Origin of the sequence: Brevundimonas sp. P7753 (genome assembly GCF_013386595.1) — a bacterium.
GTDB classification, from domain to species: Bacteria; Pseudomonadota; Alphaproteobacteria; order Caulobacterales; family Caulobacteraceae; genus Brevundimonas; species Brevundimonas bullata.
The window spans coordinates 21,099-34,809 of sequence record NZ_JACARP010000055.1; the positions used below are offsets into that span (position 1 = coordinate 21,099).

16 protein-coding genes and 1 tRNA gene are annotated in these 13,711 nt (G+C 65.3%); 15 read left to right on the forward strand and 2 right to left on the reverse strand.

All coding sequences use genetic code 11. The features are described 5' to 3' along the window. Positions 1 to 188 precede the first annotated feature (188 nt). Positions 189 to 1,439, forward strand: coding sequence for a glycosyltransferase (locus tag HX774_RS11285; RefSeq protein ID WP_178826858.1), 1,251 nt, complete (start codon positions 189 to 191; stop codon positions 1,437 to 1,439). 95 nt (positions 1,440 to 1,534) lie between these two features. On the opposite strand, the gene HX774_RS11290 is transcribed toward HX774_RS11285, so the two are convergent. Both HX774_RS11290 and HX774_RS11295 read right to left on the reverse strand, forming a co-directional pair. Beyond that, a tRNA-Asp gene (locus HX774_RS11290) sits at positions 1,535 to 1,611 on the reverse strand. Between the two features lie 111 nt (positions 1,612 to 1,722). Beyond that, complete coding sequence (locus HX774_RS11295; protein ID WP_178826860.1) at positions 1,723 to 3,330, reverse strand: AbgT family transporter; 1,608 nt, start codon at positions 3,328 to 3,330, stop codon at positions 1,723 to 1,725. 210 nt (positions 3,331 to 3,540) lie between these two features. Here HX774_RS11295 and HX774_RS11300 point away from each other — a divergent pair, with 210 nt between their 5' ends. The 14 genes from HX774_RS11300 (at position 3,541) to nuoK (ending at position 13,700) form a co-directional block, all read left to right on the forward strand. Beyond that, positions 3,541 to 3,918: an NADH-quinone oxidoreductase subunit A gene (locus tag HX774_RS11300; protein ID WP_114816323.1), complete on the forward strand. Its 378-nt coding sequence runs from the start codon at positions 3,541 to 3,543 to the stop codon at positions 3,916 to 3,918. Then, positions 3,909 to 4,499, forward strand: a complete 591-nt coding sequence (locus tag HX774_RS11305; RefSeq protein ID WP_370523489.1) for an NADH-quinone oxidoreductase subunit B family protein — start codon at positions 3,909 to 3,911, stop codon at positions 4,497 to 4,499. Before HX774_RS11300 ends, HX774_RS11305 begins: the two co-directional genes overlap by 10 nt. Further along, a complete protein-coding gene (locus tag HX774_RS11310) occupies positions 4,496 to 5,122 on the forward strand; it encodes an NADH-quinone oxidoreductase subunit C (RefSeq protein ID WP_114816321.1) in 627 nt (208 codons plus the stop codon). Before HX774_RS11305 ends, HX774_RS11310 begins: the two co-directional genes overlap by 4 nt. Positions 5,123 to 5,217: 95 nt before the next feature. Continuing rightward, the gene (locus tag HX774_RS11315; protein ID WP_245945082.1) at positions 5,218 to 6,396 is read left to right on the forward strand and encodes an NADH-quinone oxidoreductase subunit D; all 1,179 of its coding nucleotides are present in this window, start codon (positions 5,218 to 5,220) and stop codon (positions 6,394 to 6,396) included. Next, positions 6,393 to 7,067: an NADH-quinone oxidoreductase subunit NuoE gene (nuoE, locus tag HX774_RS11320; RefSeq protein WP_178826865.1), complete on the forward strand. Its 675-nt coding sequence runs from the start codon at positions 6,393 to 6,395 to the stop codon at positions 7,065 to 7,067. The genes HX774_RS11315 and nuoE overlap by 4 nt, the downstream gene beginning before the upstream one ends. Beyond that, positions 7,067 to 7,333 carry a hypothetical protein gene (locus tag HX774_RS11325; protein WP_178826867.1) on the forward strand — a complete coding sequence of 89 codons (267 nt, stop codon included), beginning with the start codon at positions 7,067 to 7,069 and terminating at the stop codon, positions 7,331 to 7,333. Before nuoE ends, HX774_RS11325 begins: the two co-directional genes overlap by 1 nt. 6 nt (positions 7,334 to 7,339) lie before the next feature. Further along, positions 7,340 to 8,653 carry an NADH-quinone oxidoreductase subunit NuoF gene (gene nuoF / locus HX774_RS11330; RefSeq protein ID WP_114816317.1) on the forward strand — a complete coding sequence of 438 codons (1,314 nt, stop codon included), beginning with the start codon at positions 7,340 to 7,342 and terminating at the stop codon, positions 8,651 to 8,653. A 5-nt stretch (positions 8,654 to 8,658) separates the two neighbouring features. After that, positions 8,659 to 10,704, forward strand: coding sequence for an NADH-quinone oxidoreductase subunit NuoG (gene nuoG, locus HX774_RS11335; RefSeq protein ID WP_178826869.1), 2,046 nt, complete (start codon positions 8,659 to 8,661; stop codon positions 10,702 to 10,704). Between the two features lie 3 nt (positions 10,705 to 10,707). Then, complete coding sequence (nuoH, locus tag HX774_RS11340) at positions 10,708 to 11,784, forward strand: NADH-quinone oxidoreductase subunit NuoH (protein WP_178826871.1); 1,077 nt, start codon at positions 10,708 to 10,710, stop codon at positions 11,782 to 11,784. A 29-nt stretch (positions 11,785 to 11,813) separates the two neighbouring features. Next, positions 11,814 to 12,008 (forward strand): hypothetical protein, encoded by a 195-nt coding sequence (locus tag HX774_RS11345; protein WP_178826874.1) that lies wholly within the window; start codon positions 11,814 to 11,816, stop codon positions 12,006 to 12,008. After that, positions 12,008 to 12,211 (forward strand): hypothetical protein, encoded by a 204-nt coding sequence (locus HX774_RS11350; protein ID WP_178826876.1) that lies wholly within the window; start codon positions 12,008 to 12,010, stop codon positions 12,209 to 12,211. The genes HX774_RS11345 and HX774_RS11350 overlap by 1 nt, the downstream gene beginning before the upstream one ends. Beyond that, complete coding sequence (nuoI, locus tag HX774_RS11355) at positions 12,211 to 12,702, forward strand: NADH-quinone oxidoreductase subunit NuoI (protein ID WP_040345161.1); 492 nt, start codon at positions 12,211 to 12,213, stop codon at positions 12,700 to 12,702. Before HX774_RS11350 ends, nuoI begins: the two co-directional genes overlap by 1 nt. Before the next feature lie 63 nt (positions 12,703 to 12,765). After that, on the forward strand, positions 12,766 to 13,392 hold the full coding sequence (locus tag HX774_RS11360) for an NADH-quinone oxidoreductase subunit J (RefSeq protein WP_114816312.1): 627 nt from the start codon (positions 12,766 to 12,768) through the stop codon (positions 13,390 to 13,392). Then, positions 13,392 to 13,700: an NADH-quinone oxidoreductase subunit NuoK gene (nuoK, locus tag HX774_RS11365; RefSeq protein WP_105563431.1), complete on the forward strand. Its 309-nt coding sequence runs from the start codon at positions 13,392 to 13,394 to the stop codon at positions 13,698 to 13,700. Before HX774_RS11360 ends, nuoK begins: the two co-directional genes overlap by 1 nt. Positions 13,701 to 13,711: the final 11 nt, after the last annotated feature.

Sequence of the window (13,711 nt, forward strand, 5' to 3'; positions counted from 1 at the left end):
GGCAGGCCCAGGTGAACCGCAGCTGAACGCCGCCATTTTCGAGCCCCCGCCGTGGGTTGTGGAAAAGGATGCTTGAGCGGAGCCGTTTCCGGGTCTACGGGCGATTCATGGTGAGTTCCAAACGCGCGCGTCGCATCCAAAGCCGATCCAACCGCGTTGCGGCGTCGAGATCTGGAGAAAACGCCTCAATGACTATGAGCGATATCGATGTTCAGGAAGGCGAACTGCGCCTGATCCCAGGGCTGGACGAAGAAGTCGCTGAAACGCTTAGGATACTGAAGGCTTCGACCTCTGATCCGCGCCCGCGTCTGGTGGACACCACCATGCTGTTTGCGCCCCGTTCGGGCGGGGTGAAGCGTTATCTGCTGTCCAAGAAGGCCTGGCTGGAGGCGAATCGGCCTTCGGTCGCCCACACGCTTGTGGTTCCGGGCGCCAAGCATAAGGCGGGGGCGGACGGCATCGTTCAGCTGCACGCCGCCAAGTTGCCTTTCGGCGACGGCTATCGCTGGCCGAGTTCAGTGCGGCGCTGGGGGGCCTGGGTGGCTTCGATGAACCCGGCCGTGATCGAGGCCGGCGACCCCTATACGCCGGGGCAGGGCGCTCTGGAGGCAGGGCAACGCGCCGGTTGTCCGGTCGTCGGCTTCTGCCACTCGGACCCGGCCGGTCTGGCGGCGCTGCATTTCGGCGAATGGGCCAAGAAGCCGGTCGAGAAGCGCTGGGCCAAACTGTTTTCGCAATTCGACCGCGTCGTTTCGCCCAGCCGCTTCATCGCGCGGCGGCTCGAGGAAGCAGGCGTCGGCGGCATCGTGATTCGCCCCCTGGGGGTCGAGGTCGACACCTTCCGCCCGGATCGTCGGGATCGCGACTGGCTGCTGAAGAAGCTGGGTCTGGGCGCGGACGCGCGTCTGCTGTGCTTCGCCGGGCGCCCGGCCAAGGAAAAGAACGTCGATGTCCTGATCGACGCGGTACAGCGTCTCGGCGCGCCCTATCATCTGGTGCTGGTCGGCGCCGGGGCCGGAATGCCGCCCGAGGATCGCGTGATCTCGCTGCCCTATGAGAAGGACCCCAAGGCCGTGGCGCGGATCATCGCCAGCTGCGACGCCTTTGTTCACGCCAACGACAAGGAGCCGTTTGGTCTGATCGTGCTGGAGGCCATGGCCTGCGGCCGCCCGGTCGTTGGGGTCAACGCCGGCGGTGTGGCCGAGACGGTGGATTCGAGCGTGGGGCAGTTGGCGGTTTCCGCCGACCCGGCCGACTATGCCGAGGCCATCGAGGCCCTGTTCGCGCGCGACGTCGAGGCTCTGGGTCGAGCGGCGCGGGTGAAGATGGTCGAGCAGTTCGCCTGGAATCGCGTCTTCGAGGACCTGTCGATGCTCTATGGCGAGCTGAGCGGTCGGTCCGAGTTCGTCATGCCGCAGGAGGTCGCGCCGCTGAATTAGCGGCGTGACGGCGGCGCACAGCGTCGTACCGACGGGCAACACCTAAGAATGTAATGGGGGGGGGCGGTGTGCGCCATTCTCTTCGCTGAAGAGAATGGCGCGAGTGACGGGACTCGAACCCGCGACCTCCGGCGTGACAGGCCGGCACTCTAACCAACTGAGCTACACCCGCGTTGCTCACTGGGAAGCCATGCGTCCCGGCGAGGGGCGTCGTTTAGGCGGGGAGGCCGGTTACTGTCAAGCGATCCGGCTGTGGATAACTGAAAAGATCGCGAGACCTCCGTTACTTGGCCGCCGCCGCCTGCGGCGGAGCCACAGGGCCGGCGATCCCGCCGTCCATCGGCAGGTGGGACGCGACGGCGGGCGGCGGCGGCGTGTAATGGACGCCCACGCCAGGTCCCAAGGGCAGGTCCAGCGCCACCCAGGCGGCCACCATGATCAGGCCCGCGACCAGGAAGGCCCCGGCATAGGGCAGCATGGTGGCCATCAGCGACCCCAGGCCGAAACGCGGGTCCCAGCGCTGGGCGAAGGTCAGGATGAGGGGGAAGTAGCTCATCAGCGGGGTGGCGATGTTGGTGACGCTGTCGCCCATGCGATAGGCGGCGGTCGTCATTTCGGGGCTGATGCCCAGCAGCATGAACATCGGCACGACGATGGGGGCCAGGGCCGACCACTTGGCCGAGGCCGAGCCGATGAACAGGTCGAAGACGCAGGAGACCAGCACCACGACGATCAGCAGCAGGGGCGTGGGCAGGGCCAGTTCACGCAGGGAGGCGGCGGCGTTGACCGCCAGGATGGGTCCCAGGCCCGACCAGTTGAACATGGCGACGAAGTGGGCGGCGAAGAAGGCCAGGACGATATAGGGGGCCAGTTGGCTGATCCCCTCACGCATCATCCGCACCAGGTCGTGGTGGCTCTTGATCGAGCCGGAGCCGACGCCGAAGGCCGCGCCCGCCCCAAAGAAGGTCAGGGCGAAGAAGGCGACCAGCGAACGATATAGGGGGTTGAAGCGCTGGGCGGGCTCGGCGTCGGCATCGACGAAGGGCGAGCCGGGCAGGAGGGTGACGAGCGTCCACAGGGCGATCATCGACAGGATGGCAAGACCCGCGAACAGCAGGCCGCGCTTTTCGGCGTGGCTGAGCGGTGTCTTTTCTTCCGCGGTGGCCGGGGCGGCGGAGGTGGGAACCCACGGGCCGAGGCGCGGTTCGATAACCCTGTCGGTCAGGAACCAGACAATGGGGGTGAAAACGAAGACGACGCCGACAATGAAGAACCAGTTGCCGGCGATGCTGACGGCGTAGGACGGGTCGATCAGGTGGGCGGCGGGCTCGGTGATGCCCAGAATCAGCGCATCGCTGGCGCCAGGAAACAGGTTGCCTGCATATCCGCCCGAGACGGCGGCGAACCCGGCGGCCAGACCGGCCAGCGGATGGCGGCCCGCGGCGGCGAAGATGACGGCGGCCAGAGGAATGACGACGACGTAGGAGGCGTCCGAGGCGTGGTGCGACACCATGCCCGTCACCACCACGATCGGCGTCAGGATGAATCGCGGGGCGTTCAGCAGGGCGCCGCGAATGGCGGTCGAGAACATGCCTGTCCGCTCGGCGACCGAGGCGCCGTAAATAATTGTGATCACGATCCCCAGGGGCGGAAAATCGGCCAGGGTGCGCGGCATGCCGATGAACAGCCGCTCCAGATTGGCGGGGGACAGCAGGCTCTCGGCCTGCAGGACGTCGCCAGTCACCGGGTTGACGGCGGACCAGCCCAGACCCGCGCCGACGAGGCTCAGCACGATCAGGCCAAGGATCAGCCACAGAAAGAGAAAAACGGGATCGGGCAGGCGATTGCCGACGCGCTCGATGGTGTTCAGCAAGCGGGCTGCCAGGCTCATGCTGCGACCTTGATGACAGAGGTATGGGAAGTCGCCATTTACGCGTATCGCCGGTGCAACTGGCAACGCCGCAGGCTGCGGCAAAACGCGCGCAATGTTGCGAACCGCTCGCAACACAAAAACCTTTGCCGACATGGGTTTGAACCCCGGCGAGGTTGGGTCTAAGAAGCCCCGAATCCGCCCCCTCCCTCGGCGGGCGAGGCAGCTCGAATGAACGCATTTCTTCTGGAATACCTCCCGATCGTCGTTTTCCTGGCGATCGCCGCCGTCCTGGGCCTCGGCTTCATGCTGGCCGCCTGGGCTCTGGCGCCGAAAAACCCCGACACCGAGAAGCTGTCGGCCTATGAGTGCGGCTTCAACGCCTTTGACGACGCACGCATGAAGTTCGACGTCCGGTTCTATCTGGTGTCGATCCTCTTCATCATCTTCGACCTGGAAGTGGCCTTCCTGTTCCCGTGGGCGGTGTCGATGTTCGACCTGTCGCACGGCGGCATGATCTTCGCCTTCTGGTCGATGATGATCTTCCTCGGCGTGCTGACGGTCGGCTTTATCTACGAATGGAAAAAGGGAGCGCTGGAATGGCAATAGTTGCGCCTTCGTCGCCCTTGGCGTCGCCCCTGGTCCCCGCCGGCTCGGCTGCGCGCTCGACCGTGGAAGGTTACGACCCCAAGATCCACGACAAGTTCTTCGAGCAGGTGAACACCGAGCTCGGCGAGCAGGGCTTCCTGACGACCTCGCTGGACGACGTCATCAACTGGGCCCGCACGGGTTCGTTGATGTGGATGTCGTTCGGCCTGGCCTGCTGCGCCGTGGAGATGATCCACCTGTCGATGCCGCGTTTCGACCTGGAACGCTTCGGTACGGCCCCGCGCGGTTCGCCGCGCCAGTCGGACCTGATGATCGTCGCCGGCACCCTGACCAACAAGATGGCTCCGGCCCTGCGCAAGGTCTACGACCAGATGCCGGAACCGCGCTACGTCATCTCGATGGGCAGCTGCGCCAACGGCGGCGGCTATTATCACTACAGCTACAGCGTCGTGCGCGGTTGCGACCGCGTGGTGCCGGTGGACGTCTATGTCCCGGGGTGCCCGCCGACGGCTGAGGCGCTGCTGTACGGCATCCTGCAACTGCAGAAGAAGATCCGTCGCACGGGGACGATCGAGCGATGAGCGAACTGGTGCGCGTCGCGGAGCGCGAATCCGCCCTGACCCCGCTGGGGACCGAAATGGTCGCGGCTCTCGGTGTCGAGGCCGTCGTCGCCTATGGCGAGCTGACCCTGATCGCCCCGCGCGAGAACATCGTCGCGGTCATGACGGCCCTGCGCGATCAATTCGGCTTCCAGCAGCTGATGGACGCCTGCGGCGCCGACTATCCTGACCGCGCCGAGCGGTTCGAGGTGGTCTATCATCTGCTGTCGCTGACGCGCGCCGCGCGCGTTCGCGTCAAGGTGTCGACCGATGAAGTCGCCCCTGTCCCCAGCGTGTCGTCGGTCTATCCGTCGGCCGGCTGGTTCGAGCGCGAAGCCTTCGACATGTACGGCATGATCTTCTCCGATCACCCCGACATGCGCCGCATCCTGACGGACTATGGTTTCGAGGGGCACCCGCTGCGCAAGGACTTCCCGATGACGGGCTATGTCGAGGTCCGCTACGACGAAGAGCAGAAGCGCGTGGTCTATGAGCCGGTGAAGCTGGCCCAGGAATATCGCAACTTCGACTTCCTCTCTCCGTGGGAAGGCGCTGAGTACCCGGCCCCGGTCCTGCCGGGCGACGAGAAGGCGGGAGCCAAGTAATGGCTGACGGCAATAACACTCCGGCGACGGCCGCCCCCAAGGCGATCGATCCGTTCGAGGACTATGAAGACGGCCTGACCCCGCACGCGCGGGCGATGGACGACCGCAAGTTCACCATCAACTTCGGCCCGCAGCACCCGGCTGCGCACGGCGTCCTGCGTCTGGTGCTGGAGCTGGACGGCGAGCTGGTGACTCGCGTCGATCCGCATATCGGCCTGCTGCATCGCGGCACCGAGAAGCTGATGGAGGCGCGCACCTATCTTCAGAACATTCCCTACCTGGACCGGCTGGACTACGTCTCGCCGATGAACCAGGAGCACGCCTTCTGCCTGGCCATCGAGCGCCTGCTGGAACTGGACGTGCCGTATCGCGGCCAACTGATCCGGGTCCTGTATTCGGAAATCGGCCGCATCCTGAACCACCTGCTGAACACGACCATGCAGGCCATGGACGTGGGCGCCCTGACCCCGCCGCTGTGGGGCCACGAAGAGCGCGAGAAGCTGATGGTCTTCTACGAGCGCGCCTGCGGCGCCCGTCTGCACGCTAACTACTTCCGTCCCGGCGGCGTCCATCAGGACCTGACGCCGGAACTGATCGACGACATCGGCCGCTGGTGCGCAGAGTTCCCGGCCAAGCTGGCGGACATCGAGAGCCTGGTCACTGAGAACCGCATCTTCAAGCAGCGCAACGTCGACATCGGCGTCGTGTCCAAGGAGCAGGCTCTGGCCTGGGGCTTCTCGGGCGTCATGCTGCGCGGCTCGGACATCGCCTGGGACCTGCGCAAGGCGCAGCCCTACGACTGCTACGCCGACCTCGAGTTCGACATCGCTGTCGGCAAGAACGGCGACTGCTGGGATCGTTACCTCTGCCGCATCGAAGAGATGAAGCAGTCGATCCGCATCATGGAGCAGTGCATCCACAAGCTGCGCAACTGCCCCGGCGAGCCGGTCCTGGCCGAAAACAACAAGATCACCCCGCCGCGCCGCGGTGAGATGAAGCGTTCGATGGAAGCGCTGATCCACCACTTCAAGCTCTACACCGAGGGCTTCAAGACGCCGGAAGGCGAGGTCTATGCGGCTGTCGAAGCGCCCAAGGGCGAGTTCGGCGTCTATCTGGTGTCGGACGGCACCAACAAACCCTACCGCGTCAAGCTGTCGGCCCCTGGGTTCCGCCACCTGCAGGCGATGGACTGGATGAACACGGGCCACATGCTGGCGGACGTGTCGGCCATCCTCGGCTCGCTCGACATGGTGTTCGGAGAAGTGGACCGATGAGCGTTCGTCGCCTCGCCAAGGAACAGCCTGAAACCTTCGCCTTTTCAGAGGACACGAAGGCCAAAGCCGAGTGGTGGATCAAGAAGTACCCGGAATCGCGTCGCCAGTCGGCGGTGATCTCGATTCTGTGGCTGGTCCAGAAGCAGGAAGGCTGGGTCTCGGAGCCCGCCATCCGCGCCATCGGCGAGCTGCTGGGCATGGCCTATATTCGTGTGCTGGAGGTCGCGACCTTCTACACCATGTTCCAGCTGGAGCCGGTCGGTAAGACCGCGCTGATCCAGGTCTGCGGCACCACGCCCTGCATGCTGCGCGGCGCCAATGAGCTGATGCGCGTCTGCAAGGAGAAGATCGGCGACAAGGACGTCCTGTCCGCCGACGGTCGCTTCACCTGGCAGGAAGTCGAGTGCCTGGGCGCCTGCTCGAACGCGCCGATGGCCCAGATCAACGACTACTATTACGAAGACCTGACGCCCGAGACGATGGCCCAGATCATCGACGACTTCGCCGCCGGCCAGTCGCCGAATCCGGGTTCGCGCGTCGGTCGTCACACCTCCGAGCCCGAGGGCGGCGCCCGGGTCCTGACGGACCCGACGCTGTACGACGGTTCGCGGGCCAAGAAGATCAAGTCGCTGCCGAACTCCCAGCCGGCGGCTGAGAAGGCGCCGGCCTGATGACGAGACCGAACCTCGACGGCGATGAGGGCAGGGCGGCCTACCGGGCCGAGCTGCGTCGCGTCGGCTGGCCCCTGCGTTGGGGCGGGCTGGCCTTGATCCTCGTCGCCGCGGGCATGGTGCTGGCGGTCAAGGACGGCAAGTGGCTGTCGGAAGACCTGCTGATCGTCGCCTATGGCCTGCTGGCCGCCGGCTGGGCGCTGGTCGTTACGGCTATTTTCATGCGCACCCGCCACCACAAGCGCCGTCTGGCGGAAGGACTTTAAGGGCTCATGGTCGGAATCCTCGAAGACAAGGATCGCATCTTCACCAACCTCTACGGCTTCCATGACTGGGGCCTGGAGGGCGCGAAGGCGCGTGGGGCGTGGAACGCCACCAAGGACATGCTGGACCTTGGCGGCGACTGGATCATCACCAACGTCAAGAACTCGGGCCTGCGCGGACGCGGCGGCGCCGGTTTCTCGACCGGCCTGAAGTGGTCCTTCATGCCCAAGGAAGTGAAGGATCGCCCTCACTACCTGGTCATCAACGCCGACGAGTCCGAGCCCGCGACCTGCAAGGACCGCGAGATCATGCGTCATGATCCGCACCTGCTGATCGAAGGCGCCCTGATCGCCTCCTTCGCCATGAAGGCCCACGCCTGCTACATCTACCTGCGCGGCGAATACGTGCTGGAGCGCGAGCGCATGGAAGCCGCGGTCAAGCAGGCCTATGAGGCCAGGCTGATCGGCGACAACAACGTCCACGGATGGGACTTCCACGTCTATATCCACCACGGCGCCGGGGCCTACATCTGCGGCGAAGAGACCGCTCTGCTGGAAAGCCTGGAAGGCAAGAAGGGCCAGCCGCGCCTGAAGCCGCCGTTCCCGGCCGGCGCCGGCCTCTACGGCTGCCCGACGACCGTGAACAACGTGGAATCGATCGCCGTGGTCGGCACCATCCTGCGCCGTGGCGCGGACTGGTTCGCCAGCTTCGGTCGCCCGAACAACACGGGCACCAAGCTGATGTCCCTGTCGGGCCACGTGAACACGCCCTGCGTCGTCGAAGAAGCCATGTCGATCCCGCTGCGTCAGCTGATCGAGGATCACGGCGGCGGCGTGCGCGGCGGTTGGGGCAATCTGAAAGCCATCATCCCCGGCGGCGCCTCCTGCCCGGTCATCACGCGCGAACAGGCTGAAACCGTGCTGATGGACTTCGACTCCATGCGCGAAATGCGCTCGTCGCTTGGCACCGCCGGCGTCACCGTGATGGACGAGTCGACCGACATCGTTAAGGCGATCGCCCGCATCAGCTACTTCTTCAAGCACGAGAGCTGCGGCCAGTGCACGCCGTGCCGTGAAGGCACGGGCTGGATGTGGCGCGTGCTGGAACGCATGGCTGTCGGCGACGCCGATCCGTCGGAAATCGACCTGCTGCTCGACGTGGCTGGTCAGGTCGAAGGCCACACCATCTGCGCCCTCGGCGACGCCGCCGCCTGGCCCGTTCAGGGCCTGATCCGGCACTTCCGTCACGAGATCGAAGACCGCATCAACACCTACCGCAGCCGCCGCGCGAACTTCGCCGGCCATGCGATCGCGGCGGAGTAATCGTAATGCCTATCGCCAAGGTCAACGGCGTTGAAACCGAGTTCGAACCCGGCATGACCGTGCTGCAGGTCGCCGAGCGCGCCGGTCACGAGATCCCGCGTTTCTGCTACCACGAGCGCCTGTCCATCGCCGGCAACTGCCGGATGTGCCTGGTCGAGGTGAAGCCCGGACCGCCGAAGCCGCAGGCTTCGTGCGCCCTGCCGGCCGCCGAAGGTCAAGAGATCTTCACCGACACGCCGATGGTCAAGAAGGCCCGCGAAGGGGTGATGGAGTTCCTGCTCATCAACCACCCGCTGGACTGCCCGATCTGCGACCAGGGCGGCGAGTGCGATCTTCAGGATCAGGCTGTCGGCTATGGCCGTGACGGTTCGCGCTATGGCGAGAACAAGCGCGCGGTCGAAGAAAAGAACATGGGCCCGACGGTCAAGACGTTCATGACGCGCTGCATCCAGTGCACGCGTTGCGTTCGCTTCATCACCGAAGTGGCCGGCGTGCCGGACATCGGCATGATCTCGCGCGGCGAGGGCGCCGAGATCACGACCTATCTGGAAAAGAACATCGACAGCGAACTGTCGGGCAACGTCAACGACCTGTGCCCGGTGGGCGCCCTGACGCACCGCCCGTGGCAGTACCACTATCGTCCGTGGGAACTGAAGAAGACCGAGACCATCGACGTCATGGACGCCCTGGGCTCGAACATCCGCGCCGACGCGCGCGGCGCCGAGGTCATGCGCGTTCTGCCGCGCGTGAACGAGGGCATCAACGAAGAGTGGCTGTCGGACAAGAGCCGCTACGCCGTCGACGGCCTGGCCCGTCAGCGTCTGGACAAGCCCTATGTCCGAGAGAACGGCAAGCTGCGTGTCGCCTCGTGGGACGAGGCGCTGAACGCCGTCGCCTCCAAGATCAAGGCGGCTTCGGCTGACCGCATCGGCGTCATCGCCGGCGACCTTCAGGACGCCGAGTCGATGAAGGCGACGCTGGACCTGTTCCGCGCCCTCGGCTCGGCGAACACCGACTGCCGTCAGGACGGCGCCGCGATCGGGCAGGGGGCTCGCGAGGGCTGGCTGTTCAACTCCGGCCTGCAAGGCATTGAAAACGCAGACGCCATCCTGATCGTGGGCGCCAATCCTCGCACCGAGGCGCCTCTGCTCAACGCCCGCATCCGCAAGGCCTGGCTGAAGGGCGCCGCCGAGATCGGCGTCATCGGCGAACAGGTCGACCTGACCTATGACTACAACTACCTGGGCGCCGGTTCGAAGACCCTGGGCAAGCTGCCCAAGGCCGCTGTCGACTTCCTGACCAAGGCTGAACGCCCGGCGATCATCGTCGGCGCGGGCGCCCTGATCGACGACACCGGCGCGGCTGTGCTGAACGCCCTGGGCGCGCTGGCCAAGAAGGTCGGCGTGGTCAAGGACGGCTGGAACGGCTTCAATGTCCTGCACACCGCAGCCGCCCGCGTCGGCGGTCTGGACATGGGCTTTGTCCCCGCCGAGGGCGGTCTGGACGTGGCCGGCATGCTGAAGCCGGGCGCTCTGGACGTGCTGTTCCTTCTGGGCGCCGACGAGGTCAACGCTTCGGCCTCGGACGCCTTCCGCGTCTATCTGGGCTCGCACGGCGACCGCGGCGCACACGGCGCCGACGTCATCCTGCCGGGCGCCGCCTATACCGAGAAGTCGGGCATCTATGTGAACACCGAGGGCCGGGTGCAGATGGCCGAACGCGTGGTCTTCCCCAAGGGCGAGGCCAAGGAAGACTGGGCCATCATCCGCGCCCTGTCGGAACGGGTCGGCCAGAAGCTGCCGTTCGACACCCTGGAGCAGCTGCGCGCCAAGCTGATGGGCGACCATCCGACCTTTGGCCGTATCGACTATCTGGCCCCGGCGGCGTCGTTTGATGTGGCGGCCCTGGGCGCCAAGGGCGATCTGGGCGACGTCGCCTTCGTCTCGACCATCGTCGATCCCTACCTGACCAACCCGATCGCGCGCGCCAGCGAAACCATGGCCGAGCTGTCCGCCGAGCGGACTGCCCCGGTCGTTCTGGCGGCGGAGTAAATCATGGACGCTGCGACCTCCTTCTGGGCCACCCCCCTCGGCTGGACCCTCGCCACCCTCGGCGGCATCCTGATCGTCACGGTCGGGATTCTGATCTCGCTGGCCTTCCTGCTGCTGGCGGACCGCAAGATCTGGGCCGGCGTGCAGATGCGCAAAGGCCCCAACGTGGTCGGCCCGTTCGGCCTGCTGCAGTCCTTCGCCGACTTCTTCAAGTTCGTGCTCAAGGAAATCGTCGTCCCGTCGGGGTCCGACAAGGTCGTCTTCCTGGCCGCGCCTCTGATCACCTTCATCCTGGCCTTCATCGCCTGGGCGGTGATCCCGTTCGCGCCGGGCTGGGTCATCTCGGACCTGAACGTCGGCATCCTCTACATCCTCGCGATCAGCTCGCTGGGCGTGTACGGCATCATCATGGGCGGCTGGGCTTCGAACTCGAAGTACCCGTTCCTGGGTTCGCTGCGTTCGGCGGCGCAGATGGTGTCCTATGAGGTCTCGATGGGCCTGGTCATCATCAACGTCATCCTGCTGGCCGGGACGATGAACCTGACCGAGATCGTCACCCAGCAGACCGGGTGGATCTGGAACTGGAACATGTTCGGCGGCGGCCTCGACACCCTGCCGACCATCGTGGTCATGATCCCGATGACCGTGGTCTTCTTCATCTCGGCCCTGGCCGAGACCAACCGCCCTCCCTTCGACCTTCCCGAGGCGGAGTCGGAACTGGTGGCCGGTTATCAGGTCGAATATTCGTCGACCCCCTACCTGCTGTTCATGATCGGCGAGTACGCCAACATCGTCTTCATGTGCGCCATGATCAGCCTGCTGTTCTGCGGCGGCTGGAACCCGGGCTTCCCGACCGACTTCCTCGACAGCTGGCCGACCTTCCTGGCCAACCTGTTCTACTTCCTGGTTCTGGCGACCAAGATCGTCTTCTGGTTCTTCATGATCGCCCTGACCAAGGCCTTCGTGCCGCGCTACCGCTATGACCAGCTGATGCGCCTGGGCTGGAAGATCTTCCTGCCGACGTCGCTGATCGCCGTGGTGGCTGTCGCGGCCTGGCGCGTCTTCGCGGTGGGTGCGTGATGGGCGTTCGCGCCACATCATTGCTTGCGATGGCTCTCGTCGTCGGCCTGTCGGCCTGCACCTTCAAGCCGATGGACCCCGCTGCACCCGAGAGCGCAGCCGCGCGGCTGGAGCGTGTCGAGCGCGAACGCCGCGAGGATGCGGACAAGCGCGCCTATTGCCAGCGGCTGTCGCGCGATGATCCGCGCTTCGATCGCGACGCCTGCAAACGGCAGGTGAACTGATGGCCCGCGCCCTCATGATCCTGCCCTTGCTGCTCGTTCTCGGTGGCTGCGCCTCGTATGAGGCCGATCCCGTCTCGGTCTATCAATGGGAACGCAAGGTGGAGCGTATTCAGCGTGAAGACGCTGAACGCACGCGCATCTGCGCAACCCTCGACAAGGAAAGCGCGCGCTATGAACGCGACTGCGCCGGAGTGAAATCGTAATGCTGACCCGTATCGTTCAGGCGGCCAAGGGCGCGATGCTGACCGACGTGTTCGGCGCCGTCGGCCTGTCGATGAAGTACATGATGAAGCCGAAGGCGACGGTGAACTATCCGTTCGAGCGCAACCCGCAGTCGCCGCGCTTCCGCGGCGAACACGCGCTGCGCCGCTATCCGAACGGCGAAGAACGCTGCATCGCCTGCAAGCTGTGCGAGGCCATCTGCCCAGCGCAAGCCATCACCATCGAGGCCGAACCGCGCGCCGACGGCAGCCGCCGCACGACGCGCTACGACATCGACATGGTCAAGTGCATCTACTGCGGCCTGTGCCAGGAGGCCTGCCCGGTGGACGCCATCGTCGAGGGACCGAACAGCGAGTTCGCCACCGAGACGCGCGAAGAACTGCTCTATGACAAGGCCCGACTGCTGGACAATGGCGACCGCTGGGAACGGCTGATCGCGAAGAATCTGGAACTCGACGCTCCGTATCGCTAAACCGAGCCGCGATTCCGCCATGGGATCGCAGCGCAAGATTTTGAAGGGGGCTTTGTCCCACCCATGCTGCAAGGCATAGCGTTTTATCTTCTGGCGACGGTCGCCGTGGTTTCGGGCCTTTTGGTCGTGACCGCGCGCAATCCCGTGCACTCCGTCCTGTGGCTGATCCTCAGCTTCTTCTCGGCCGCCGGCCTCTTCGTCCTGCTGGGCGCAGAGTTCCTGGCCATGCTGCTGGTGGTCGTCTACGTCGGCGCCGTCGCGGTGCTGTTCCTGTTCGTGGTCATGATGCTGGACGTCGACTTCGTCCGCCTCCGCGAAGGCTACGCCCGCTACCTGCCGCTGGCGGGGATCGTCGCCGGCGTCCTGCTGGCCGAGATGATCATGGTGTCGATCACTGTGGTGCAGGGCGGGGCGGCCAAGGCCGCGATCGGCCCGGTCGTCGCTACGGCTGACGCCACCAACATCGAGGCGATCGGCCGCGTGCTCTACACGGACTACGTCTACTTCTTCCAGGCTGCGGGCATTGTGCTGCTGATCGCCATGATCGGCGCCATCGTCCTGACCCTGCGTCACCGCCCCGGCGTGCGTCGCCAGGACCTGGCCGTGCAGGCCAACCGCGAACGCGCCAAGGCCGTCGAGGTCAAGTCGGTTTCTACCGGCCAGGGCGTCACCCCCGAGGAGCTTCTGTGATGGACATCTCGCTCCAGCACTATCTGGCGGTCGCCGCCATGCTGTTCACCATCGGGGTGTTCGGCATCTTCGTGAACCGCAAGAACGTCATCATCATCCTGATGTCGGTCGAGCTGATCCTGCTCGCGGTGAACATCAACTTCGTCGCCTTCTCGACCTATCTCAACGACGTGTCGGGTCAGCTGATGGCCATGTTCGTCCTGACCGTCGCCGCGGCTGAAGCCGCCGTCGGCCTGGCGATCCTCGTCACCTTCTTCCGTAACCGCGGCGACATCGCGGTTGACGACGCCTCCGTGATGAAGGGCTGATCGGAACCGTG